Source organism: Streptomyces panaciradicis (assembly GCF_023516615.1).
GTDB classification, from domain to species: domain Bacteria; phylum Actinomycetota; class Actinomycetes; order Streptomycetales; family Streptomycetaceae; genus Streptomyces; species Streptomyces panaciradicis.
In genome coordinates this window covers 17617-38559 of record NZ_JAMGBF010000029.1, presented here as the reverse complement: position 1 = coordinate 38559, position 20943 = coordinate 17617, and the positions used below count along the sequence as shown (strand labels likewise).

The 20943-nt window shown below is 69.3% G+C and carries 18 protein-coding genes; 11 read left to right on the top strand and 7 right to left on the bottom strand.

Annotated elements, in window-relative coordinates:
• Positions 1 to 25: 25 nt before the first annotated feature.
• Positions 26 to 3433 carry a glycosyl hydrolase gene (locus tag M8J74_RS12680; protein WP_249836475.1) on the bottom strand — a complete coding sequence of 1136 codons (3408 nt, stop codon included), beginning with the start codon at positions 3431 to 3433 and terminating at the stop codon, positions 26 to 28.
• A 592-nt stretch (positions 3434 to 4025) separates the two neighbouring features.
• Here M8J74_RS12680 and M8J74_RS12675 point away from each other — a divergent pair.
• The 9 genes from M8J74_RS12675 (at position 4026) to M8J74_RS12635 (ending at position 12941) form a co-directional block, all read left to right on the top strand.
• Complete coding sequence (locus tag M8J74_RS12675; RefSeq protein ID WP_249836474.1) at positions 4026 to 5297, top strand: ABC transporter substrate-binding protein; 1272 nt, start codon at positions 4026 to 4028, stop codon at positions 5295 to 5297.
• Between the two features lie 219 nt (positions 5298 to 5516).
• Entirely contained in the window at positions 5517 to 6821 is a 1305-nt protein-coding gene (locus tag M8J74_RS12670; protein ID WP_249836473.1) for an ABC transporter substrate-binding protein, read from the top strand.
• A 120-nt stretch (positions 6822 to 6941) separates the two neighbouring features.
• Positions 6942 to 7889, top strand: coding sequence for a carbohydrate ABC transporter permease (locus M8J74_RS12665; protein ID WP_249836472.1), 948 nt, complete (start codon positions 6942 to 6944; stop codon positions 7887 to 7889).
• The gene (locus tag M8J74_RS12660; protein ID WP_249836471.1) at positions 7886 to 8794 is read left to right on the top strand and encodes a carbohydrate ABC transporter permease; all 909 of its coding nucleotides are present in this window, start codon (positions 7886 to 7888) and stop codon (positions 8792 to 8794) included. The genes M8J74_RS12665 and M8J74_RS12660 overlap by 4 nt, the downstream gene beginning before the upstream one ends.
• A 365-nt stretch (positions 8795 to 9159) precedes the next feature.
• Positions 9160 to 10563: a GH1 family beta-glucosidase gene (locus M8J74_RS12655; protein ID WP_249836470.1), complete on the top strand. Its 1404-nt coding sequence runs from the start codon at positions 9160 to 9162 to the stop codon at positions 10561 to 10563.
• A gap of 102 nt (positions 10564 to 10665) precedes the next feature.
• A complete protein-coding gene (locus tag M8J74_RS12650) occupies positions 10666 to 11715 on the top strand; it encodes a LacI family DNA-binding transcriptional regulator (protein WP_249836469.1) in 1050 nt (349 codons plus the stop codon).
• Positions 11716 to 11795: 80 nt separating this feature from the next.
• Positions 11796 to 12098: a hypothetical protein gene (locus M8J74_RS12645; protein WP_203237791.1), complete on the top strand. Its 303-nt coding sequence runs from the start codon at positions 11796 to 11798 to the stop codon at positions 12096 to 12098.
• A complete protein-coding gene (locus M8J74_RS12640; protein WP_249836468.1) occupies positions 12095 to 12481 on the top strand; it encodes a fic family toxin-antitoxin system, toxin component in 387 nt (128 codons plus the stop codon). Before M8J74_RS12645 ends, M8J74_RS12640 begins: the two co-directional genes overlap by 4 nt.
• Positions 12482 to 12731: 250 nt before the next feature.
• Positions 12732 to 12941 (top strand): hypothetical protein, encoded by a 210-nt coding sequence (locus tag M8J74_RS12635; protein ID WP_249836467.1) that lies wholly within the window; start codon positions 12732 to 12734, stop codon positions 12939 to 12941.
• Between the two features lie 86 nt (positions 12942 to 13027).
• Here the strand turns inward: M8J74_RS12635 and M8J74_RS12630 are convergent, their stop codons facing one another.
• Positions 13028 to 13621, bottom strand: coding sequence for a hypothetical protein (locus M8J74_RS12630; RefSeq protein WP_249836466.1), 594 nt, complete (start codon positions 13619 to 13621; stop codon positions 13028 to 13030).
• A 483-nt stretch (positions 13622 to 14104) separates the two neighbouring features.
• Complete coding sequence (locus tag M8J74_RS12625) at positions 14105 to 14605, bottom strand: hypothetical protein (protein WP_249836465.1); 501 nt, start codon at positions 14603 to 14605, stop codon at positions 14105 to 14107.
• Positions 14606 to 14772: 167 nt separating this feature from the next.
• On the opposite strand from M8J74_RS12625, the gene M8J74_RS12620 reads away from it, so the two are divergent.
• Positions 14773 to 15192 (top strand): nuclear transport factor 2 family protein, encoded by a 420-nt coding sequence (locus M8J74_RS12620; RefSeq protein WP_249836464.1) that lies wholly within the window; start codon positions 14773 to 14775, stop codon positions 15190 to 15192.
• A 95-nt stretch (positions 15193 to 15287) separates the two neighbouring features.
• Here the strand turns inward: M8J74_RS12620 and M8J74_RS12615 are convergent, their stop codons facing one another.
• The 3 genes from M8J74_RS12615 to M8J74_RS12605 form a co-directional block, all read right to left on the bottom strand.
• Positions 15288 to 16127, bottom strand: coding sequence for an oxidoreductase (locus tag M8J74_RS12615; RefSeq protein WP_249836463.1), 840 nt, complete (start codon positions 16125 to 16127; stop codon positions 15288 to 15290).
• Positions 16124 to 16714, bottom strand: coding sequence for a TetR/AcrR family transcriptional regulator (locus M8J74_RS12610; protein WP_249836462.1), 591 nt, complete (start codon positions 16712 to 16714; stop codon positions 16124 to 16126). The genes M8J74_RS12615 and M8J74_RS12610 overlap by 4 nt, the downstream gene beginning before the upstream one ends.
• A 945-nt stretch (positions 16715 to 17659) precedes the next feature.
• Positions 17660 to 18931 carry a helix-turn-helix domain-containing protein gene (locus M8J74_RS12605; protein WP_249836461.1) on the bottom strand — a complete coding sequence of 424 codons (1272 nt, stop codon included), beginning with the start codon at positions 18929 to 18931 and terminating at the stop codon, positions 17660 to 17662.
• A 736-nt stretch (positions 18932 to 19667) separates the two neighbouring features.
• On the opposite strand from M8J74_RS12605, the gene M8J74_RS44820 reads away from it, so the two are divergent.
• On the top strand, positions 19668 to 20306 hold the full coding sequence (locus M8J74_RS44820) for a helix-turn-helix transcriptional regulator (RefSeq protein WP_249836460.1): 639 nt from the start codon (positions 19668 to 19670) through the stop codon (positions 20304 to 20306).
• 85 nt (positions 20307 to 20391) lie between these two features.
• Here M8J74_RS44820 and M8J74_RS12595 read toward each other — a convergent pair whose 3' ends face one another.
• Positions 20392 to 20910 (bottom strand): RNA polymerase sigma factor, encoded by a 519-nt coding sequence (locus M8J74_RS12595; RefSeq protein WP_249836459.1) that lies wholly within the window; start codon positions 20908 to 20910, stop codon positions 20392 to 20394.
• Positions 20911 to 20943 lie beyond the last annotated feature (33 nt).

The following is a 20943-nucleotide window of genomic DNA, read 5'->3' as shown; positions in this document are numbered from 1 at the left end:
GGCCAGGCGGGTCGTACGTGGTCGGTCACTTGTAGGGCAGATGCAGCACCGAGAGGTTGCCGGTGCCCAGGGCGCCGGCGCTGGTGCCGAGGGCGTTCCAGATCTTCGCCTGGACCTTTCCGTCCTTCAGGTCACAGGTCGCGCCGCTGGACGAGGCAAGGCCCTTGGACTGCGTGTAGTGCTCCCATCCCGCCACCGGATCGGTGGCGAAGTAGTTGTAGGTCTCCACGCGGTCCCACGAGCCGTCCCCGGTGCAGTCGTAGGACAGCCGCAGCTGGACGGCGTTGCCGACCGCGGTGTTGGCGTCGACCGCGAGGTCGAACGTCGGCGTGCCGCCGTTGTAGGTGAGGTTCACCTTGTCGGCGGTCAGCGTCACCGGCTGGTACGGGCTGCCGTCGTGGTTGGCGCCGTCACCGGCGGCCAGTGAGACGCTGCCGGCGGCGCTCGTGTCGGGGGTCAGCGACCCGTCGCCCTGCAGGTAGAGCGTCGGCGAGGTGATACCCGCGCCCGTGCTCGTCGCCGTGGGTGACGCGGTCGGGCTCGCGCTCCCGCCGCCGTCGGTCATCGTGTAGGGCAGCTTGAACACGGACAGGTCGCCGGTGCCCAGCTTGCTGGGGTTGCTGCCGAGGGCGTTCCAGATCTTGGCCTGGACCTTGCCGTTGGCCAGGTCACACGCCGTGCCGGTGGCGGAGACCAGGCCCGAGGTCTGGGTGTAGTGCTCCCAGCCCTGAACCGGGTCGGTGGCGAAGTAGTGGTAGGTCTCCACCCGGTTCCAAGTGCCGTTGCCGGTGCAGTCGTACGACAGCTGCACCTGGACGGCGTTGCCGACGGCGCTGCCGGCGTCGACCGACAGGTCGAACGTCGGGGTGCCTCCGTTGAAGGTGCCGGTCAGAGCGGTGGCGGTCAGCGTGACCGGCTGGTACGGGCTCGCGTCGTGGTTGGCGCCGTCTCCGGCGGCCACCTGGACACTGCCCGAGGCGCTCGTGGCGGCGGTCAGCGAACCGTCGCTCTGCGCGTACAGGGTGGAGGAGTTGCCGCCGCCGGGGGGCGGGGAGGTGCTCGCCGGCGGGGTGGAGATGTCCGTGCTCGGCGGCGGGGAGTCCGTGGCCGGCGGGGCGCCGTTGCCGCCCTTCCAGTTCTGTGCTCCGGTGGCGACGGTCTGTCCGGCGCCGACCTCGACGGTGGTTCCGTCGGAGAAGTGGACCGTCGAGCCCGTGCCGGTGGCGTCGGCGGCGACGTAGGTGCGGGCGCCGTTCTTGACGAAGACCGAGCTGAGCGGGCTGTCCGAGGTCACGGTGGTGTCCACGGTGCCGAGGGCGGCGAGGTTGCGGATCCAGTGGAAGGTGTGCGCCTTGCTCTCGCCCTCCTCCGAGGTGAAGGAGTTGTTCGCCTTGAAGTTGGCGAGGGCCGCGGCGGGATCACCGAGGGCCTGGTACTCGTACCAGATGTCGGTCCAGATGGTCGGCTGGGTCTTGCCGCTCTGGGTGAGCATCTCCTGATAGTTGGCCTTGACGTAGGCCGGGTCGTAGCCCAGGTACAGGTGGCCGCCGGTCACCGGCAGCAGGTTGATGCCCTGGATCTGCTCGGGTGCGCTGGAGAACCAGGTCGAGTAGGCACCGCCGTTGCCCCACACCATGCCGACTTCCTTGTGCTTGAAGTCGGTGGGGTAGATCTCGTCCTTGGTGTCGAACCAGTAGTCCTGAATGGCGGCGGCCTGCGTGGTGTACATGTAGATGCCGGCGTCACGGACGGTCTTGTTGCCGGTCGCGATGCCCCACTGGATCAGCGCGTTGTCGAAGTTCATGCCCTCGGACGAGGACTCCTGGTTGTTGCCCGCGGCGAAGGAGCCGTGGCCGGAGGCCCAGTCGTGGCCGCTGTAGATGTCGAAGTCGCGCAAGTAGGGGAAGCGCTTGTCCGTCCGGTCGTAGTTGTTGGCGTCCCGGATGAGCAGGTCGACCATGCCGCCGTACTGGCTCGAGGCGGCCCAGGCCGGGTCGAACTTGGCGAGCGTGGCGGCGGCGGCGATGTAGTAGCCGTAGTGGAAGTGGTGGTCGTTGAGTTCCTGGTCGGACCCGTAGGAGGCCGGGTAGCCGATCAGGGTGCCCCAGTTCTTGTCGTAGTAGAAGAGATGGCCCGTCTCGTTCTGCGAGGCGGTGAACCAGTCGTTCAGCTTGGACTTGATCGCGGACAGAGCGGCGTCGCGCACCGCGGTGTTGCCGGTCTGGTCGGCGATCTCCGCCAGGCGGGCGGCGCGGCCGAGGCCCTTGCCCGTCCAGTAGGTGTCGTCGCTCTGCTGGCGGGTCGGGTCGGCCTTCTCCGCGTCGAGGTAGTTCTGGAGCGTGGTGGCGTCGGAGCCGGAGCTGTCGGCGACGGCCGGTACCTCGGGCAGGACACCGTGGAAGACCATCGAGGTCGTGAAGGAGTCGATACCGGTGAGGATCTTCAGCGCGCCGCGGGAGGAGACGTACTTCTGAGTCAGCGGGGTGTCGCCGGTCAGGTGGCGCCACTGGTGCGGCATCAGGGCGGCGACCGTGCCGGTCCCCGTGCCCTCCATCGCCTTGGTGGTGTACTTGTACGTCGTCGTGACGGTGCTCGTGGCGTCGTCGTAGCTGTAGGAGACCGCGGTACCCGTGACGTGGTGGTGGGCGTACTTGGCGTACTCGTCCACGAGCGCGGAGCGGTCGGTCGCCGAGGTCGAGGACGTGGTCGGGAGGACCGCGACGGAGAAGTAGTCCTTGCCGCCCAGCGAGGAGGTGAGGGTGCTGCCGCTCACGGACCAGGTGGAGCCGGTCGGGGCGAAGGCGACGTAGTCGTGGCCGTTGACGGTGTAGCCGATGGTGCCACCGGAGTTGGACCACACGCTCAGGGTCGCCGTGGAGGAGCCCTTGATCTGCGCCTTGCCGCCGGTGGCCCGGTAGTAGGAGAAGGGCAGACCGGAGCCGATGGTGGCCCGCAGCGTGTGCGCGCCGTCCGTGAGCACGGGGCTGACGGTCCAGTCGCTCCAGTCGTCGACCTTGACCTCGGGAGCCGCGAGGCCCTCGACACCCACGACGAAGTCCTCGTCGTAGTTGAAGTGGTACTCGCCGACACCCGTGGCGCTGCCGGAGATCGCCGGCGTGGTGCTGTACGAGACGCCCAGTCCGCCGGAGCCCGCCTTGAAGCCCAGCGGCTGCGCGAACAGCGGCTCGCCGTATGCGCAGTTGGTGCGCTTCCACAGGATCGACGACCACCAGTCGTTGGTGGGTACGGCGCCTGACGGGGCGTTGGCCGTCACCCAGTGCCGGGGATTGGTCGACAGGTCCCCGCAGCCGGACGGAAGGGGGCCGGGCGGCGTCGTGGTGTAGCTGCCGTGGCCCACCGTGTCGGCGCGTGCGTCCTGCGAGACGAGCACGGTCAGTGCGGCACCGAGCAGGGCGACGACCACGCCGAGCACCGCGGTCCGGTACAGACGGAAGGATCTCTGGGCATGCCACCGAGCGCCTGGCGCGGCTCTCGGTGGGGTGGGGTGGCCCGCTGGCGCGGGCGGCGGGTGACTTGCTGGGAGCATGACAGAACTCCTGGTCAGAGGGGCCGTCGCGAGCCGCCCGCGACGGTGACGAATGGACGTGCTCGTGCGTGTGACGCCCTCGGTGGCCCACCGGCAGAGCCTTCCGTCTGCGGTAGGTGGGCCACCCGCGAGGGGGTGAACAGCCGCGTGGATACGGTCGCGCTGTGCCGTGAACGCATCCGCACGACCCGCCTTTGAGAGCGTTCTCAGAATGGGAGGCTAGGGATGCTTTCCCGACACTGTCAACACTTCGCGCAACGACTGTTCACCCGTCCGTGACGTCCGCGAAACAGCAGGCCACGCAAGACACGCGCTTACGTGCCGCTTCGCCCGCACCCCTTGACTGTTCTTTCCGGCATCTCCACTGTCAGAACGGTTCGAGAGCGCTCTCAGAACACGGGCGAACTCGGCTTCCCTTCCCCGACGCCTGGAGACCTCTATGCATTCGCGCAGCTCAGCCCGCCTGCGAGCACTTGCCGTGACGGCCACCGCCACTGCCGCCTGCCTCGTCGCGACCTCGTGCAGCGGCGACTTCGGGGACGGGAACTCCGGCGGGCAGAAAGTGACCTTGCACATCGGCGTCTCCGGCTCCTTCGGCTTCGAGGAGGCCGGGCTGTACGCCGAGTACATGAAGGCCCACCCGAACATCGTCATCCAGCAGACCGACACGCGGAACGAGGGCCGGTACTGGCGGGATCTGCGGGCGAGACTCGACTCGGGCTCAGGGACAGCGGACATCCAGAGCCTGTCGGCGGAGCGCATGCCCGAGGTCGTGCACAGCCGGGCCGGATCGTTCACGGACCTCGGCAAGGCAGGTCTCGGCGGCGCCGACCAGGGGCCGGCGCCGTGGAGGACCGCCGCCGCCACGACCGCCGACGGCCGGGTGCTGGCCGCCGGTACCGCCATCGAGCCCGAGGCGATCTGCTACCGCACCGACCTCCTGCGCACCGCCGGGCTTCCCACGCGACGGGACCGCCTGGCGGCCGCATGGTCCACCTGGGACGGCTATCTGGCACTCGCGAAGAAGTACGCGGCGAAGGCCAGACCCAGCCGGACCTGGACGGACAGCGCCGCCGCCCTGTTCACCGCCGAGCTCGGACAGCAACGCGTGCGGTACACCGACGAGAGCGGCGCCGCGGTCTTCGCGAAGAACCCCGCGGTGCACAGGGCTTGGAAACACGCGGCCGGACTCGTCGGCGGCGGACTGTCGGCGAACCTGCGCCAGAACAGCGCCGCGTGGGACAAAGCGCTCTCCTCCGACAGATTCGCCACTGTCGTCTGCACGGCCGGAATGCTCCGGCGCATCGAAGCCGAGGCCGGGGACCGCTACGCGGGCAAATGGGACGTCGCAGCCGGCCCCGGACGGTCCGGCAACCTCGGCGGCTCCTACCTCGCGATCCCGAAGTCGGCGAAGCACCCGAAGGAGGCCGCGGCTCTGCTCAAGTGGCTCACGGCCGACCAACAGCAGGTCAGGGTCTTCACCCGGAGCGGCCTGTTCCCCTCCGGACTGCGGGCCCAGGCCCAGATCAGGCTCGCCCAGGACCCGTACTTCAACAACGCGCCCGTCGGAGAGATCTTCGGCCAGGCGTCGGCCGGCACGCCCGTACAGCCGGCCGGCGCCGACGAAACCCCGGCTCACCAGGCATTCGTCGATGCGCTGGCAGCGCTGGAAGGGCACAAGATTTCTGCGGAGAAGGGCTGGCGGCGGGCCCTCGCCGACGCCGACAGAGCCATGAAGCGACGGCCCTGACACCCGGTGCGCACCGAGCCGGTCCGGCGCTCGGGCACCACCGTTGCGCGCACCGTTATGCGTTCGACTCTTGACGGGAGCGGCGTGGGTCCGGAAACTCTGAGCACCGCTTGAGAGCGCTCTCAAAAATCTGAGGCGCCCGGCGCGTCAGCGTCCGCTCCACTCGCTCCGCATCGAACTCCGCACACCGCACTCCGCCCGAAGCCATGGAGGCTTTCCATGTCCATCTCCCGAGCCGCCAGACAAGCCACCCTCAGACTCGGGGCGGTCGCACTCGCCGGCACCCTGCTCGCCGCCTGCGGGTCCGGCTCATCGGATTCCTCCGCCCAGAACGGCGGCAAGGTCACGCTCACCGTGGACCTGTTCGGCACGTTCGGCTTCAAGGAGGCCGGTCTGTACGCCGAGTACCACAAGCTCCACCCGAACATCACGTTCAAGGAGTCGAGCACCGAGAACGAGGCCGACTACTGGAAGGCACTCCAGACCCGGCTCGCCGGCGGAGGCGGTCTCGCCGACGTCCAGGGCATCGAGGTCGGCCGCATCGCCTCCGTCACCCAGCAGCAGGCCGACAAGTTCGAGGACCTCAACTCCTACGGCGCCAAGAGCCTCAAGAACGACTACTCGGCGGCCAAGTGGAACGCGGCCGGCACCCCCGACGGCCGCACCCTGGGCCTCGGCACCGACGTCGGCCCCGAGGCCATCTGCTACCGCACCGACCTGTTCATGAAGGCCGGCCTGCCCACCGACCGCGACGAGCTGGCCAAGAAGTGGGCCACCTGGGACGACTACCTGGCGCTGGGCAAGCAGTACCAGGCCAAGGCGGGATCCTCCAGCCACTGGATGGACAGCATCGGCAGCCTCTACTCCCTGATCGTCGGGCAGCAGAAGGAGCGCTACTACGACGCCTCCGGAAAGCTGATCTACAAGGACAACCCAGCCGTCAAAACGGCCTGGGACACCTCCGTCAAGGCCGCCCAGGACGGGCTGAGCGCCAAGCTCGCCCAGTGGACACCCGCCTGGAACCAGGCGTTCAGCAGCGGATCCTTCGCCACCATCGGCTGCCCCGCCTGGATGCTGGGCTACATCAAGGGCCAGGCCGGCTCGGCCGGCAACGGCACCTGGGACGTCGCCCCGCTGCCCGGTGGCGCCGCGGGCAACTGGGGCGGTTCCTACCTCGCCATCCCCAAGGGCTCGCCGCACGCCAAGGAGGCGTACGCACTCATCAAGTGGCTCACGGCGGGACCGCAGCAGGAAAAGCTGTTCAAGAAGCAGGGCAGCTTCCCGTCCAACACCGCCGCCATCAAGGCGGTCAGCGGCGTCACCGACCCCTACTTCAGCAACGCCCCGGTCGGTGAGATCTTCGGCAAGGCCGCCGAGAGCGCACCCGTCCAGGTGCTCGGCGTGCACGACAACGACGTGAACGTGCAGATCACCAACGCGCTCGGAGAGGTCGAGCGCAAGGGGACCAGCTCCGCCACCGCCTGGAGCCACGCCGACAAGGGCGTCGAGAACGCGGTCGGCTGACCGGCCCTCCCCCGTGACGGGGCGCGAAGGACCACCTCCCCGACAGGCGGCCTCCCGGCACCGGTCCTTCGCGCCCCTCCCCTGACGTCCGACAGACCTCTCCGATCCAAAGGTCTCCTCATGACCCTGACCGCCTCCGCCCCCAGGCGCACCGCGCGGCCGCCGGCCACGCTGCGCCAGCGCCTGGCCCGGCTGTCGCCCTACGCCTACGTCACCCCGTTCTTCGCCCTGTTCGCCGCCTTCGGGCTGTTCCCGCTGATCTACACGGCCTACGTCTCGCTCTACCGGGTCGAACTCCAGACACCGGACCAGATGGAGTGGCGGGGCCTGGACAACTACACCGCGCTGTTCGGCGACGACAACTTCTGGACCGCGCTGCGCAACACCTTCACCATCGGGGTCATCTCCACCGTCCCGCAGCTGCTGATGGCCCTCGGCCTGGCCCACCTGCTCAACTACAAGCTGCGCGGCCGCACCTTCTTCCGCGTCACCATGCTGCTGCCCTACGCCACTTCCGTGGCCGCGGCCACCCTCGTCTTCGCCCAGCTGTTCGGGCGCGACTTCGGACTCATCAACTACCTGCTCCACCTGGTCGGCATCGGTCCCGTCGACTGGCAGTCCGGCACCGTCGCCTCGCAGATCGCCGTCTCCACCATCGTCACCTGGCGCTGGACCGGGTACAACACGCTGATCTACCTCGCCGGCATGCAGGCCATCCCGTCCGATCTGTACGAGGCCGCCGAGCTCGACGGGGCCTCCCGCTGGCGGCAGTTCCTGCACGTCACGCTGCCCGGTCTGCGTCCCACGATCCTGTTCACCATCGTGGTGTCCACCATCGGCGCCACCCAACTGTTCGGCGAACCCCTGCTGTTCGAGGGGAGCATCTCCGGCGGCATCTCCCACCAGTACCAGACCCTCGGGCTCTACATGTACGAGCAGGGCTGGGGCTTCTTCCATCTCGGCCGTGCCGCCGCCATCGCCTGGGTGATGTTCGTGCTCATCGTCCTGCTGGTGCTGGTCAACACTGCCGTCGCCCGTCGCCGCAGCGGCAAGGAGAACCAGCGATGACCACTCTGACCGCGCCGCGCAGCACCGGCGAGACCACCGCTCCGGCCGCCCGCCCGGCCCGCCGTCCACGCGGCAGGCGGGCCGGAGGCCACGAGCGCGGCGGGCGTCTGGCGTACGCGATCCTCATCGCGGCGGCCCTGTTCTCCGCCTTTCCCTTCTACTGGACGATCGTGGCGGCCACCCGCTCCAACGCGGACCTGGCCAAGACCCCGCCGGCGCTGCTGCCCGGCGGCAACCTGATGCACAACTTCGACCAGGTGCTGCAACAGGCCGACATCGGCAAGGCGTTGCTCAACTCGCTCATCGTCTCCGGCTCGGTGACGGTGGGAACCGTCCTGTGCTCCACCCTGGCCGGCTTCGCCTTCGCCAAACTGCACTTCCGGGGACGCAACGCGCTGCTCGCCCTCACCATCGGCACGATGATGATCCCGCCGCAGCTCGGGGTCATCCCGCTGTTCATGGTGATCGCCAAACTGCACTGGGTGAACCAGCTCCAGGCCGTCATCCTGCCCGGCCTGGTGTCCGCCTTCGGGGTCTTCTTCATGCGCCAGTTCCTGGTGCAGGCGCTGCCCGACGAGCTGATCGAGGCCGGCCGGGTCGACGGCGCGTCGACCGCCCGGATCTTCTGGAGCATCGTCATCCCCGTCGCCCGGCCCGGTATGGCCGTGCTCGGCATCCTGACCTTCATGGCCTCCTGGAACGACTTCTTCTGGCCGATCATCGCCCTGACCTCGCAGCAGCCGACGGTGCAGGTGGCCCTGCGCCAGCTGGGCGGCGGTTACGTCCACGACCAGTCGGTCGTCATGGCCGGCACGCTGCTCGGCACCCTGCCCGTGCTGCTCGTCTTCGGCCTGCTGGGCCGACAGATCGTGGGCGGCATCATGCAGGGCGCCGTCAAGGGGTAGGCGCGGTTCCCCTCCCGCCGCCCCTGGTAGCGGGCGGCTCGTGCCCGCCCCTCGGCGGCCCCCGATCTCCCGCCCTCGTGCCCCGGCACGGCCCATCCGCCCCGCTGGCCGCGTCGGGCCCCGGCCGGGACGATCGGGGGTCGCCCCCACCCGGTCCCCAGGCCGGAACCACCACCCCTGTAGCCGACACGGACGGGTCACGGCGGCCGGAACTGCTTTGTTCCTCCGCCACGCATTCTTTGCCACGGCCGCGTGCGTCACGACCTCCTGCGTCACGACCTCCTGCGTCGCGCCTTTCCACGTCGCGGCCCTTCTCTTGACGGCCCTTCTCTGACTCTCGTTCGCCACGACACCACGGAGCCCGGATGACCACCACCGCCCCCCACACCACCCCCGCGGCCGGAGCGGCCTTTCCACCGGCGTTCCGGTGGGGTGCTGCCACCGCCGCCTACCAGATCGAGGGAGCCGCGAACGAGGACGGCCGGACACCGTCCATCTGGGACACCTTCAGCCGGACGCCCGGCAAGGTCCGCAACGGCGACACCGGGGACATCGCGGCCGACCACTACCACCGCATGCGGGACGACGTGGCGCTCATGGCCTCCTTGGGCCTGACCGACTACCGCTTCTCCGTCTCCTGGCCCCGCGTCCAGCCGACCGGGCGCGGCCCGGCCTCCCAGAAGGGCCTGGACTTCTACCGCGCCCTCGCCGACGAGCTGCTCTCCCGCGGCATCCGCCCCGTGCTGACCCTCTACCACTGGGACCTTCCCCAGGAACTGGAGGATGCCGGCGGCTGGCCCGAGCGCGACACCGCCTACCGGTTCGCCGAGTACGCCGAACTGGTCGCCGGGGCGCTCGGTGACCGCGTACAGACCTGGACGACGCTGAACGAACCGTGGTGCGCGGCCTTTCTCGGCTACGCCGACGGCGTCCACGCGCCGGGTCGCACGGAACCGGCCGCGGCACTGCGGGCCGCCCACCACCTGAACCTGGGCCACGGCCTGGCCGTCGGCGTGCTGCGCGACACCATCCCCACGTCGGCCGAGGTGTCGCTGACGCTGAACCTCGCGGCCGTCCGTCCGCTCACCAACAGCCCCGCCGACGTGGATGCGGCCCGCCGCATCGACGCGCTGGCAAACCGCGTCTTCCTGGACCCCGTCTTCCACGGCCGCTACCCCGAGGACCTGCTCGCCGACACCGCGGACCTCACCGACTGGGCCTTCGTCCAGGACGAAGACCTGCGAGTGATCTCCCGCCCCCTCGACAGTCTCGGCATCAACTACTACTCCCCCACCGTGGTTGCCGCCGGCTCCCACCCTCTGCCCTCCCCCTGGCCCGCCGCCCAGGACCACGTGCGGTTCGTACCGGCCCCGGGCCCCCGCACGGCCATGGACTGGCCGGTGGACGCAGGCGGCCTGTACGAACTGCTGACCCGGCTGCGCGACGAACTGCCGCACACGCCGGTGCTCGTGACGGAGAACGGCGCCGCCTACGACGACTACGTCGACCCGAGCGGAGCCGTGCACGACCCCGAGCGGATCACCTACCTGCGGGAACACCTGGAGGCCGTCCACCGCGCGATGGAGGCCGGGGCCGACGTCCGCGGCTACTTCCTGTGGTCGCTGCTGGACAACTTCGAGTGGGCCTACGGCTACGGCAAGCGGTTCGGCATGGTGCACGTCGACTACGCGAGCCAGCGCCGCACTCCGAAGGACAGTGCGCTGTGGTACGCGCAGGTGGTGGCCTCCGGCGGGGTGCCCCGCGAGTGAGCGGGCGACGAGCCGAGGATCATTGAGAGCGCTCTCTAAATTCGGGTGCACTCCGCAGGTCACGGGAAGCTACGCTGTTCCCGTCCCTGAGAGGAGCGTTCTTTGTCCGACCAGATCTTCGCTCGTCGCCCCACCCTGGAAGCCGTCGCCGAACGGGCCGGTGTCTCCCGAGCCACCGTCTCCCGCGTGGTGAACGGAGGCAGCGGGGTGCGCGAGGCTCTGGTGGAAAAGGTGCGCCGCGCCGTCGAGGAACTGGGGTATGTGCCGAACCAGGCGGCCCGTACCCTGGTCACCCGGCGTACCGGCGCGGTCGCCGTCATCGCCGCGGAGCCGGAGACCGAGGTCTTCACCAACCCCTTCTTCGCCGAGCAGTTGCTCGGCATCAGCCGGGAGCTCGCCGCGCACGACCATCAGCTCGTGCTGCTGCTGACGGAGGAAGCGGCCGACTACGAGCGGGTCGGGCGCTACCTCGCCGGCGGCCACGTGGACGGCGCCGTGCTGTTCTCCCTGCACAACGACGATCCGCTGCCGGAGATCGTCCGCCAGGTGGGCATCCCGACCGTCTTCGGCGGCCGCCCCGGATGGCCGGGCGCGGAGGCGGACCGCAGCCTGCTGTACGTCGACTCCGACAACCGCGGCGGCGCACGCGAGGCGGTGAACCATCTCATCTCGCTGGGCCGCGGCCGCATCGCGACGATCACGGGGCCGATGGACCAGGTGGCGTCGGTGGACCGGCTCGACGGCTACCACGACATGCTCATGGACGCCGATCCCCGGCTCATCGTGGAAGGCGACTTCTCCGAGCCGGGCGGCGCACGGGCGATGACCGCACTGCTCGACCGCGCCCCCGAACTGGACGCCGTCTTCGTCGCATCCGACCTCATGGCCCTGGGCGCGCTGCGCGTCCTGCGGGAGCGCGGCTACCGGGTACCGGAGGACGTGGCGGTCGTCGGCTTCGACGACATGGCCAAGGTGGCCGAGCACACCGACCCACCGCTGACCACCGTCCGCCAGGACATCGAGGAGATGGGCCGGCTGATGGTACGACTGCTGCTGCGCAGCCTCGACCGCCAGGCGAAGGACGCCCCCGTCGGCCGTCCGCTGTCGTCCGTGATCATCCCTACCCGGCTGGTGCGGCGCGCGACAGCGTGACGACGCCGGCCCGCGTCGCCGGACGGGGCGTTTCGTCTCTCACGAGACGGACGCGTGGTATCACTGCTACCGTCGATACCATGTCGGAATCCAAGAAGGCGATGAGCCTGCGTTTCCCCGATCCTGCGCAGCAGGCCGCCATCGCGGCGGCGGCCAAGCAGGCCGGGGTCAGCATGCAGGAGTACATCCTCTCTGCGGCCTACGACCGTGCGACCGCCGTGGAGCGGAGGTTCCTGGACGGCTTCCAGGCATCCATGGCCCGCAGTGGTGCGGCTTTCGCGGCCGAGCCCAGCAGCGTGGATCCCACAGCCGACCAGCGTGCCGCCGAGCAGGAAGCGCGTCGAGACCTCGACCAGCGCCAGGAACGAGGCAACGCCGCGTGAGCCAACCCGACCGGCTCCACCCGCTCGACGTGACCTTCCTCCTGCACGCTGCCGAGCTGCTCGACGGCGATCCACAGGTCGACGACTTCGGACCGCTGTACGCCGCGGTCGCCCGAGTCAACGCCAGGGCGATGGAGCGGGACATCTACGGGTCCCTGTATCTCAAGGCCGGCGCACTGCTGCAGACCCTGGCGAGACTGCCGTGCCTGGAACACTCCAACGAACGCTTCGCCTGGCACGCGACCGAGGCCTACCTGCTTCTCAATGCGCGCGAACTCGACTACCAGCCCAAGGCAGCCGTCGCCCTCGTACGTGACGCGGCATCCGGAACGCTCGGCGTCGCCCTGATCGCCCGCCAGCTGCGCGACTGGACCGCCGCGTAACCCTTTCTCCCCTGCGGCCGGGCAAACGGTCCAGGTACTCACCCAGCTCTTCTCCTCATTTCTGAGCCGGAGGGCTCTCCCCCAGTCATCTGCGCGCCCCGCAGTCGTTCAACCTCACGGTGCCCGTGCCGTTTGGGCCGGACCGCTCGTTCCAGAGGGAGGGTGACGACGTCACGACATGGGCCAGTCGCACACCTGCCCTGCGCATCCGATCCGCTGTCCGCCGCGGAATCAGGCCGAGAGGTGAACGATGGAACAGTCGGAGTACGTCCAGCCGGATCGCGCGGTCGCAGTGATGTATGCGGTGTGCGCTGCTTGCCGTTTCATGGGGGAGGTGGTCACGGTGGACGAAGACGTGAACACCGTCTTCGTCCAGGCTCGCTCCCATGCTCAAGCGGCCCATATCGGTGAGTCGATGACGGGCGTCGAGATCGTCTGGGACGTCATCCCGGCGATCTGAGGGGCGGACTGCTCGTGCGCCTCTGAACAGAGGCCGTGCAGGCGGTGCCGGGAGGTGGCGGCACCGCCTGCTGTCGCGTGAGTGAGTCAGAAGCAGGGGTGGGTGTCTGCAGTCCCGACGGTCAGACCGGTGCTGAAGAGCGTGGTCTTGAGGGTGGAGTTGAGCGCGCCGGCCGCTTCCTTGGTGAGCTTGAGCGTGACGTTGGTGGCGTCGGCCTTGTGCTTACCGAGCTTGACGTGGGCGGTGGACAGGTCGAGCTTGAAGACGGGGACCCGTGTCTTCGTACCGGCGACGAGGCCGGTCAGTCGTCCCTTGGTGAGGTCGATGGTGAAGTTCTTGACCTCCAGCGAGCGGCCGTTGAAGACGTTGGTGAACTTCAGGCCGCCGCTGTGCTTGATCGTTCCACCGAGGGGGCTGGTGGTCAGGGAGCCGCCGGTGATCGGGTAGCCGGCCTTCAAGGTGGGCTGGCCGCCGACGGTGGTGAGGCTGGGCTTGCCGGGGCGGGTGACGATGGGGGCGATCCCGTTGGACAGCAGCGCCTTGGCAATCGCCGGAGCCACCGTCACGGAGGTCTGGCCACCCTTGACATGGACGGTGTGCGGGGTCGCCGAGGCGGTGGGCGCCGCGATCACCAGGGCCGCGACGGTGGACGCGGCGGAGACAAGTACGGTGCGGGTCATGGCAGTTCACTCCTGAGGCTTGCTGTACCGGGTGAAGCGGATGACGGGGACGTATTCCGCCACTGCCGAGGGAGTGGATGCAGTTGGCAGCCCAGCAAATCAAAGGTGGACGATTAATCCCTTTGGCGACCAATGCGCAGATGTATAAAGCGACCTCAAGTGCTGAAACCCCCCGTTCCTCTTAAATCGTTCGGTGGCCTGAGCCGGCGGTGACCAGGCCATTGTCCGATGGTCTGCTCACGCAGGGCTTCGCCGACGGGGATGAGGCATGTCTCAACGCGGCCTACCGGCTTGGGGTGCACTGCTTTTCACGATCACCTTGCGGACACGGCGCGGGATGATGCGCTTGATGCATCGACTGGAGGAGGACGGTGAAGCACACTCACGAGGAGAAGCTGGCCTTGCCTCCCGTGCTGCCGATCGCTTCTGACGCGCCCGGAGGCTAACCGGAGGCTGCCGTTGGTGTGGAGAGCCGGGACCGGTTCACAGGTAGCAGCCGTTGGGCCCGAGCAAGGGGGTGGTGTCGACGGGGAGTCCGCGGTCGGGATCGACCACCATGGAGGTGGATGCGAGGGTCAGGCGGCTTTCGCAGAGCTCCGCGCTGGTGCCGGCGTAGTAGCCGATCCAGATGTCGACGCGGCGCGTGCCCGAGCGGTTCCAGTCGTCGCGGCAGGCTCCGCACAGGTCCTCCATGATGAAGTATTTCTTCACGTAGGAGAGGTAGATGCGCGTCCCGACGGGGAGCGCGGGAGCATAGGCGGCGACGGTGATGGGGTCGTCGTAGGTTCCGACGCCGCCGGCTGTCGAGTGCCGGGGAGCGCTGCCCGGGTAGGCGATGGCACCGCCTACGGGATCGTTGTCCCCCGCCGCGAAGGCGGTGACCTCGGTTTCATAGGTGGTTGCTGCGTTCGAGGGTCCGGCCGTGCCCAGTACGACGGCGAGGGTTAACGCGGTGACGGGCAGCACGGTGCTGAGGCGTTTCATGTCTCTTCCTCGATGTGGGGGGAGATTGGCGACGGCTTCTGTCGCTTCGAACTGGCTGAGAGGCGGAAGTGGTGGAGGGCGCAGGTTGGAGGCATCGACAGTGCGTGTCTGCCTCGGCGGTGTCGGCGCCGCCGTATGGGCAGACAGCGACCGGGCATCATGTCGCCATGATCCAGAACGACCGGTACGCGCCTGAGGCGTTCCCGCAGCATCCCGACGTCACCGAGGCGATCGTCCGGGAACGGCGCCTCCACGACCCCTCCGTCCGCCTCTCCGGCTCCCGCGCCGAAGCACTCCTCGACCCCGACTTCATCGAGGTCGGCGCTTCCGGGCGGCGGTGGACGCGCGCGGAGATGGTCGCCGCCCTGCCCACGCTCCATGGCGGCGCCGAGAACAGCACACCGATCACCGCAGAGCGCTTCGAGAGTGCGATCCTGGCCCCCGGTATCGTCCACCTGACCTACGACACCCGGATCGGGGACCGGCACGCCCGCCGTTCGTCGATCTGGCGCCGCGACGCCGCCGGGGAGTTCCGGCTCTACTATCACCAGGCCACGCCGGTGCCGGATGAGACGGCCAGGCCGTAAGGGCCGTCCTGGGGCCGTCTGCACCTTCCCGTCGGACCCCGCCCACTTGCCCGGAACGGAGTGGGGTGCTCGTTGCGGGCATGGACAGCGCGCAGTTACGCCGCAACCTTGAACTGGCGGCGCAGGTAGGCGTCGAAGAACCGGGCGCCCAGCAGGCGCCGGCTGTGGACCAGGAACTTGGCGGCGGGCGTGACGACGTAGCGGGTGCGCGGGTGCGCGCCGGTGGCGGCGTGCTCGATGACTTCGGCGACGGCCTCGGGCGGAGCGGACAGCAGCTTCGACTGGTAGCCCTGGGCCATCTGCCGGTCGGCGGCCTCATTGAGGCTGTCGTAGGGTCCGGTCGGGGCTGCGGAGTCGGCCAGGGTGTGGGCCGCGGTGTCACCGAAGCCGGTGCGGATCAGGCCCGGTTCGATCAGGCTCACTTTGATCCCGAAGGGTGCGACCTCGAAGCGCAGTGCGTCGGTGAGGGCTTCGACGGCGTACTTGCTGGCGTGGTAGTAGCCGCCTGCGGGGAAAACGAGCCGGCCTCCCATGGAACCGACGTTGACGATGCGGCCGCGCCCGGCGGAGCGCATGCCGGGCAGCACCAGCTGACTCATCCGGGCCAGACCGAAGACGTTGGTCTCGAACTGGCGGCGCACCGCGTCCAGGCCGGTCTCCTCGACGGTGCCGTACGCGCCGTAGCCGGCATTGTTGACCAGGACACCCACCGAGCCGTGCTCGGTCTCGATCGTCTTGACGGCATCGGACATCGACTGTTCGTCCGTGACGTCCAGGGCCATGGTGCGCGCTCCGGCCGCGGCGAGATCGGTGAGGGATTCCGGGCGGCGGGCGGTTGCGTAGACGGTCAGTTCCGGGTGGGCGGCCAGGCGCAGGGCCGTGGCCCGCCCGATGCCCGAGGAGGTTCCGGTGATCAGTACGGCGGTGGTGGTCATGATGCTTCCTTGTCGGGCTGGGGATGGTCCAATCCGGTGACGAACAGTGCGACGCCGTGGCACAGGCGCCGAGCAGGGGCCTCGGGGTCGGTCAGGTCGGCCTCCAGACCGCGGGTGAACGCCAGGAGCAGTTCCGCCACCTCACCGGCGTCCGCCTTGCCCAGATCGGGGCGGGCGGTGGCGATCGCCGAGACGAGCAGGTCACGCATCGCGTCGTTGTAGCCCTCGACGAGGTCCGCCGACTGACGGGTCTCGACGCCGAGGAGCTCGGCCGCGTGCGCGGGGCTGTCGTGCCAGAGCCGGGCGGCCAGCCCCAGCTTCGCCTCCAGCACTCCGGTCAGCTGCTCCGTCAGGTCTCCCGGGGTGGCGGTCGCGGCACGGGCGTCGGCGAGGGCCGCGTCCAGCAGCCTGGCGGCCAGGCGCCGGAAGGCGTCCTGCTTGTTGCGGACGTACTGGTAGACAGCGGGGCGCGACATGCCCGCCTCGCGGGCGATGTCGTCCATCGTGCTGCGCCGCACGCCATGGCGGGTGAAGCACGCGTAGGCAGCATTCAGGATCTGATCGAGCCGATCCTCGTCATCGAACATGCTGACAATCTTTGCATGGAATGTCAGCTTGTTCAAACGGAGGCGTGGACGACGAGGTCTACCTCACTCCGACCGGGACTGCCGTGCACTTCGAGAACGGACACGACGTCCCCGAAGCGCAGAGTGCCGGCGGGACGTCATCACGGGTGCGCGGCGGCCAGCCCGTCGCTCGCTCGGCACCGAGCTCGACGCCGTTGTCGGTACGTGGACATCAGCCGGCCCGAGGCCACTCGTTATGGCCAGCCCCTCAGGCCGCACAAGGATCGAGCCGGGCGATGAGTGCGCGGCCGACCCGCTGGAGTTCCTCGTAGCTGTCGACGCTGTCGAATCGGCCGCCGGGCCGGGGTAGAGCGAGCTGCTGGCGGAAGAGCGGGCTTTGCGAAGGAGCCCATGCGGTCCAGGCGGGCCGTGACGTGGTTCGCCGCCGCCCCGTTCTGTTTCCAGGGGCCCGCAGGAGGACGTCCGGGACGGCCGGGGCCTCGACTTCGCCACCGATCGCCCACACCACGGCGACGGCGGCGGGCCGTACGTGCGCATCGGTGTGGGCGGTCAGCAACTTGATCGTGTCTAGTGAGAAGGCCGTCGCCGGGCCGAACGCCTCCAGAGTGGGGCCGTCGCCCTCAGGGGGCGTCCGGTCCCCTGAGGGCCGGCAGGGGTCACGCGGTCGTGTTCGGACTCAACGCCAGGCCGTCCAGGGCCCGTTGCAGGCTCACGTTCGGCACGTGGGCCGCGGACATCATCGACTCGATAGGCCCCTCCAAGCGCAGGGGTGGTGCCCGTGGTTCTGCCAAAGGCGCTCTCCTTCGAGGGCGTGGGGCAGGACACCGAACCTCCCGGCAGGTCCGCGGGCCAGCGCTGATCCATGGGCGCCCGGTCGGACAGGGAACGGGACATCGGCCGCGCTGACCGTCCACCGCGAAAGGGCGCCCGGGACACCCTTACGGCTCACCCTGACGAACGCGGTGCGCCGTGGACGGCGTTCGCCGGGTGGGCAAGGCGCAGGTCCGCCAGCGTCTGGGCCAGCGACTGCCAGATGTGCGCGGCCAGGTCCAGGTTGTGGGAGTCGGTCGCCTCACGGCCCAGCCGCTGCAGGACGGCGATGCCTTCCTCGGCCCGTCCGGCAAGGATCATCAGCTGGCCGTCGAGGACCGACAGCCGCACGCGGTCGCGGTAGGGCAGCAGCGAATTCTCCCCCTCGGCCAGGAGTGCGTCTCTGATCGCGCGGGCCTCGTCCAACCGGCCCCGGTGAAAGGCGAGATGGGCCCGCAGTGCACGCAGTTCCTGGGCCTGGACGGGGGTGCCGATCGGATCCACGGCGAAGGCGACCTCGGCCAACCAGCGCTCCGCCGGCTTCAGTTGGGGTGGTGTCATCTCGAGCGCCGCTGCGGTCGCGGAGAGCCGCAGGCGGGTCCACAGGGACAGGTCGTCCGTGCTCTTCAGGAGGTGAAGGGCCTTGTGCAGCTTGGTCCGTGCGGCGGCGTGGTCGCCCTGGCGGTTGCTGACGGTGGCGGCGGTCCACCACCCTACGGCCGCCTGCGTCGGCGTGGCCGCGGGCAGCAGATCCCGTTCGAGTTCGTCGACGTGCTGTGCGGCCGCGTCCAGTCTGCCCAGCTCCGCCTCGATGCCGGCGAGCAGGGTCAGGGCCGCCGCGGTGTCGGACACCGACAGGTCCTGCGAGCGGGCCAGGGACAATGCCTGTGAAGCCTCCGTTTCTGCCGTGTGCATGTCACCCACGGAGCGGGCGCACTCGGCGTACGCCACGTGGGACCGCACCAGCAGTTCGGGAACCTCCAACAGCTCGCTCAGCTCCAGGAGCTGCGACAGACGAGCCTGCTGCTGCACGTAGTCACCGAGGCGGCCGGCGGTGCGGCTCAGCAGCCACAGCGCCTGCCAGCGGGCGGCGGGATCGTCGCCCGGGTCCTCGTCGACCGCCCGGGAGAGGGCGGCGACGTCGCTCGTGCCGGACGGCGCCGACAGCGCGACCGCCAACTCACGGGTCAGGGACCGCGGAGGCGGAGGCGCCGTCAACTCGCAGACCTCCACACCCAACCGCGCGGCGAGATACGCCGTCGCACGCTCGGTGGGCGGTCGTTCTCCCGACTCCAAACGCGACAGGTACCCGGTCGACATGCCGTCACCGACCAGTCCTGCCTGACTCAGTCCCCGCTCCAGCCGGAGCCTCCTGAGCCGACGGCCGAAGTGCGGCTGCTCGAGCATCTCCCACCTCTGCTCCCGTGACGCGCCAGACCTCCGCCCTCGGCCGGTTCGATCGGAGACCTGAAGTTGCCAGCACTCTACGAAGCCCGCGAAAGGGCTTGCAAGGGAAAAACAACGCGACACCTGCCTGGTCGAGACCGCGTGTCGCGGTGTGACAGCCCGAGGTCAACACGTCAACATGGGTCCCAAACTCTCTTTGCATCAGGGGAGTTGACACGTTGCCCACGTCACTTGGCAAACCCTTGCCAGGGGGGTTGCCGCAGCTTAGCCTCGAAGGCGCCGACTTGATGTGACGCCCTCGTTCGTCTCGTGGAGGTTCTCGTGCCACACCATGGTCGACCGGATCGAACGCCGAACGGCGCGGCATCCGCTGCACGGCGGAGCCTGGCCTTCGGACCGAGCGGCGACCTCTGATGAACGTGACAACGTTATCCGGCCATCGGCCGATCTCCACCGGGAGTATTCGCTCGCCCTGACCAGCCGTCCGGGCTTTCGCGCCCCCTCCCCCATCCCGACGGAACGTCACACCGCCGCCGACCAGGTAGCACCCATCCCGCGCGCCGGACCCCGCCGACACCCGGCACCGCCGCGCTGGTTCGTTCCGCGCCCACCCCCCTCCGCATCCATTGCGCAGCAGAAGGACGGTACGTCCGTGGCAACCACGAGTTTCCCCGACGCCTCGCCCCGCAAGCACCACCGAGCCGCCGAACCGGCTCCCCCCGCGCACCGCACCTCCGTGGCCGACTCCTCGCCTCCCGCTTCCAGAGCCGTCTGCACGGCCCGTGCCTTTCCCGGAAACCTCGTCATCACGGCCGCAGAGCCGGAATTCGCCGGCCAATTCGGCCTCAGCACACGGGAGATATGCGGGCGCCGCCTTCTCGACCTCCTGTACTCGCCCGCGCCCAGCCGTCTGCAGGAACAATTCATCGCTCTCTCCTCGGGCCGTCGTCCCCGATTCACCGAAAAGGTCACGGGAAAGGACGGGGCCGGCGGACTCTTCCACGCGGACATCACAGCGATCTCCGTGCGAGGCCGGAGGGGTGAGACATCCGGCGTCGTCGTCCTCCTGCACCACTGCACCTCCGCCGCGCCCGCACCACTACAGGCCTCCGAGCCGAGTCCGGCCGATGACGAACCGGTGCTCAACGCGCTCGACGCGCAGGTACTGGAGGGTGTCGCCCGAGGCGAGTCGACCGTGCAACTCGCCTCGCGCCTGTACCTGAGCCGACAGGGAATCGAGTACCGCATCGGTCAGATGCTGCGCAGGTTCGACGCCCCGAACCGGCCCGCGCTGGTCTCCCGCGCCCATGCGTTGGGGGTGTTCGCCCCCGGCCAGTGGCCACCGCGTGTGCTGCCCACACGTATCAAGCCATAGGACGGAGTCCCCCGACGAGGGCCGTGACCATCACAGATGGCGCCACGGCCCCTCGTCGTGCCGCCGCTGTCGCGACGGACGCGGTTCAGGCCGCCGAGGGCTGCCAGGCCTCCTGGAAACGGCGGCGGGCCCGGAAGAGCCGGGAGCGCACGGTGCCGAGGGGCAGCTCCAGCACTTCCGCCATCTCCTCCTCGTTGAGGCCGTAGGCCCGCAGCGTCAGAACCTGCCGGTGCGCCCGGGACAGGCGGTCCAGTACGTCGGAGATGTGCACGGCGTCCAGCGGGTTGGCCGGATGCTGTGACTCGACTTGTGAGCAGGTCTGCTCCTCGCCGAACCGCTTGGCGGTGCGCACGGCCTCGCGGACCGTCACCGCGCGCACCCACCCGTAGAAGGCCACCGGTTCGCGCAGAGAGCCCAGACCGCGGTAGATGGCGAGCAGGGCCTCCTGGGTGGCGTCGGCCGCGTCGTCCCGGGTGATGGACCGGCAGATACGGGCCACGTAGGGCGTGATGTGGTTCAGCAGGTGGTTCATGGCGTGTTCGTCGCCCGCCTGGGCGCGCGGCAACAGGGTGAGGGGGGACGGGAGTTCGCTGACGGTGGGCATGTCGGAGGACGGCTCCTTATGAGCGACCGGGCG

What these genes read in the sequence shown, in the direction of transcription:
- M8J74_RS12595 (WP_249836459.1), bottom strand. Translation starts at nt 20,910, where the DNA reads ATGCCCACCGTCAGCGAACTCCCGTCCCCCCTCACCCTGTTGCCGCGC.
- M8J74_RS12620 (WP_249836464.1), top strand. Translation starts at nt 14,773, where the DNA reads ATGATCCAGAACGACCGGTACGCGCCTGAGGCGTTCCCGCAGCATCCC.
- M8J74_RS12670 (WP_249836473.1), top strand. Translation starts at nt 5,517, where the DNA reads ATGTCCATCTCCCGAGCCGCCAGACAAGCCACCCTCAGACTCGGGGCG.
- M8J74_RS12615 (WP_249836463.1), bottom strand. Translation starts at nt 16,127, where the DNA reads ATGACCACCACCGCCGTACTGATCACCGGAACCTCCTCGGGCATCGGG.
- M8J74_RS12605 (WP_249836461.1), bottom strand. Translation starts at nt 18,931, where the DNA reads ATGCTCGAGCAGCCGCACTTCGGCCGTCGGCTCAGGAGGCTCCGGCTG.
- M8J74_RS12635 (WP_249836467.1), top strand. Translation starts at nt 12,732, where the DNA reads ATGGAACAGTCGGAGTACGTCCAGCCGGATCGCGCGGTCGCAGTGATG.
- M8J74_RS12630 (WP_249836466.1), bottom strand. Translation starts at nt 13,621, where the DNA reads ATGACCCGCACCGTACTTGTCTCCGCCGCGTCCACCGTCGCGGCCCTG.
- M8J74_RS12625 (WP_249836465.1), bottom strand. Translation starts at nt 14,605, where the DNA reads ATGAAACGCCTCAGCACCGTGCTGCCCGTCACCGCGTTAACCCTCGCC.
- M8J74_RS12645 (WP_203237791.1), top strand. Translation starts at nt 11,796, where the DNA reads ATGTCGGAATCCAAGAAGGCGATGAGCCTGCGTTTCCCCGATCCTGCG.
- M8J74_RS12660 (WP_249836471.1), top strand. Translation starts at nt 7,886, where the DNA reads ATGACCACTCTGACCGCGCCGCGCAGCACCGGCGAGACCACCGCTCCG.
- M8J74_RS12665 (WP_249836472.1), top strand. Translation starts at nt 6,942, where the DNA reads ATGACCCTGACCGCCTCCGCCCCCAGGCGCACCGCGCGGCCGCCGGCC.
- M8J74_RS12655 (WP_249836470.1), top strand. Translation starts at nt 9,160, where the DNA reads ATGACCACCACCGCCCCCCACACCACCCCCGCGGCCGGAGCGGCCTTT.
- M8J74_RS12610 (WP_249836462.1), bottom strand. Translation starts at nt 16,714, where the DNA reads ATGTTCGATGACGAGGATCGGCTCGATCAGATCCTGAATGCTGCCTAC.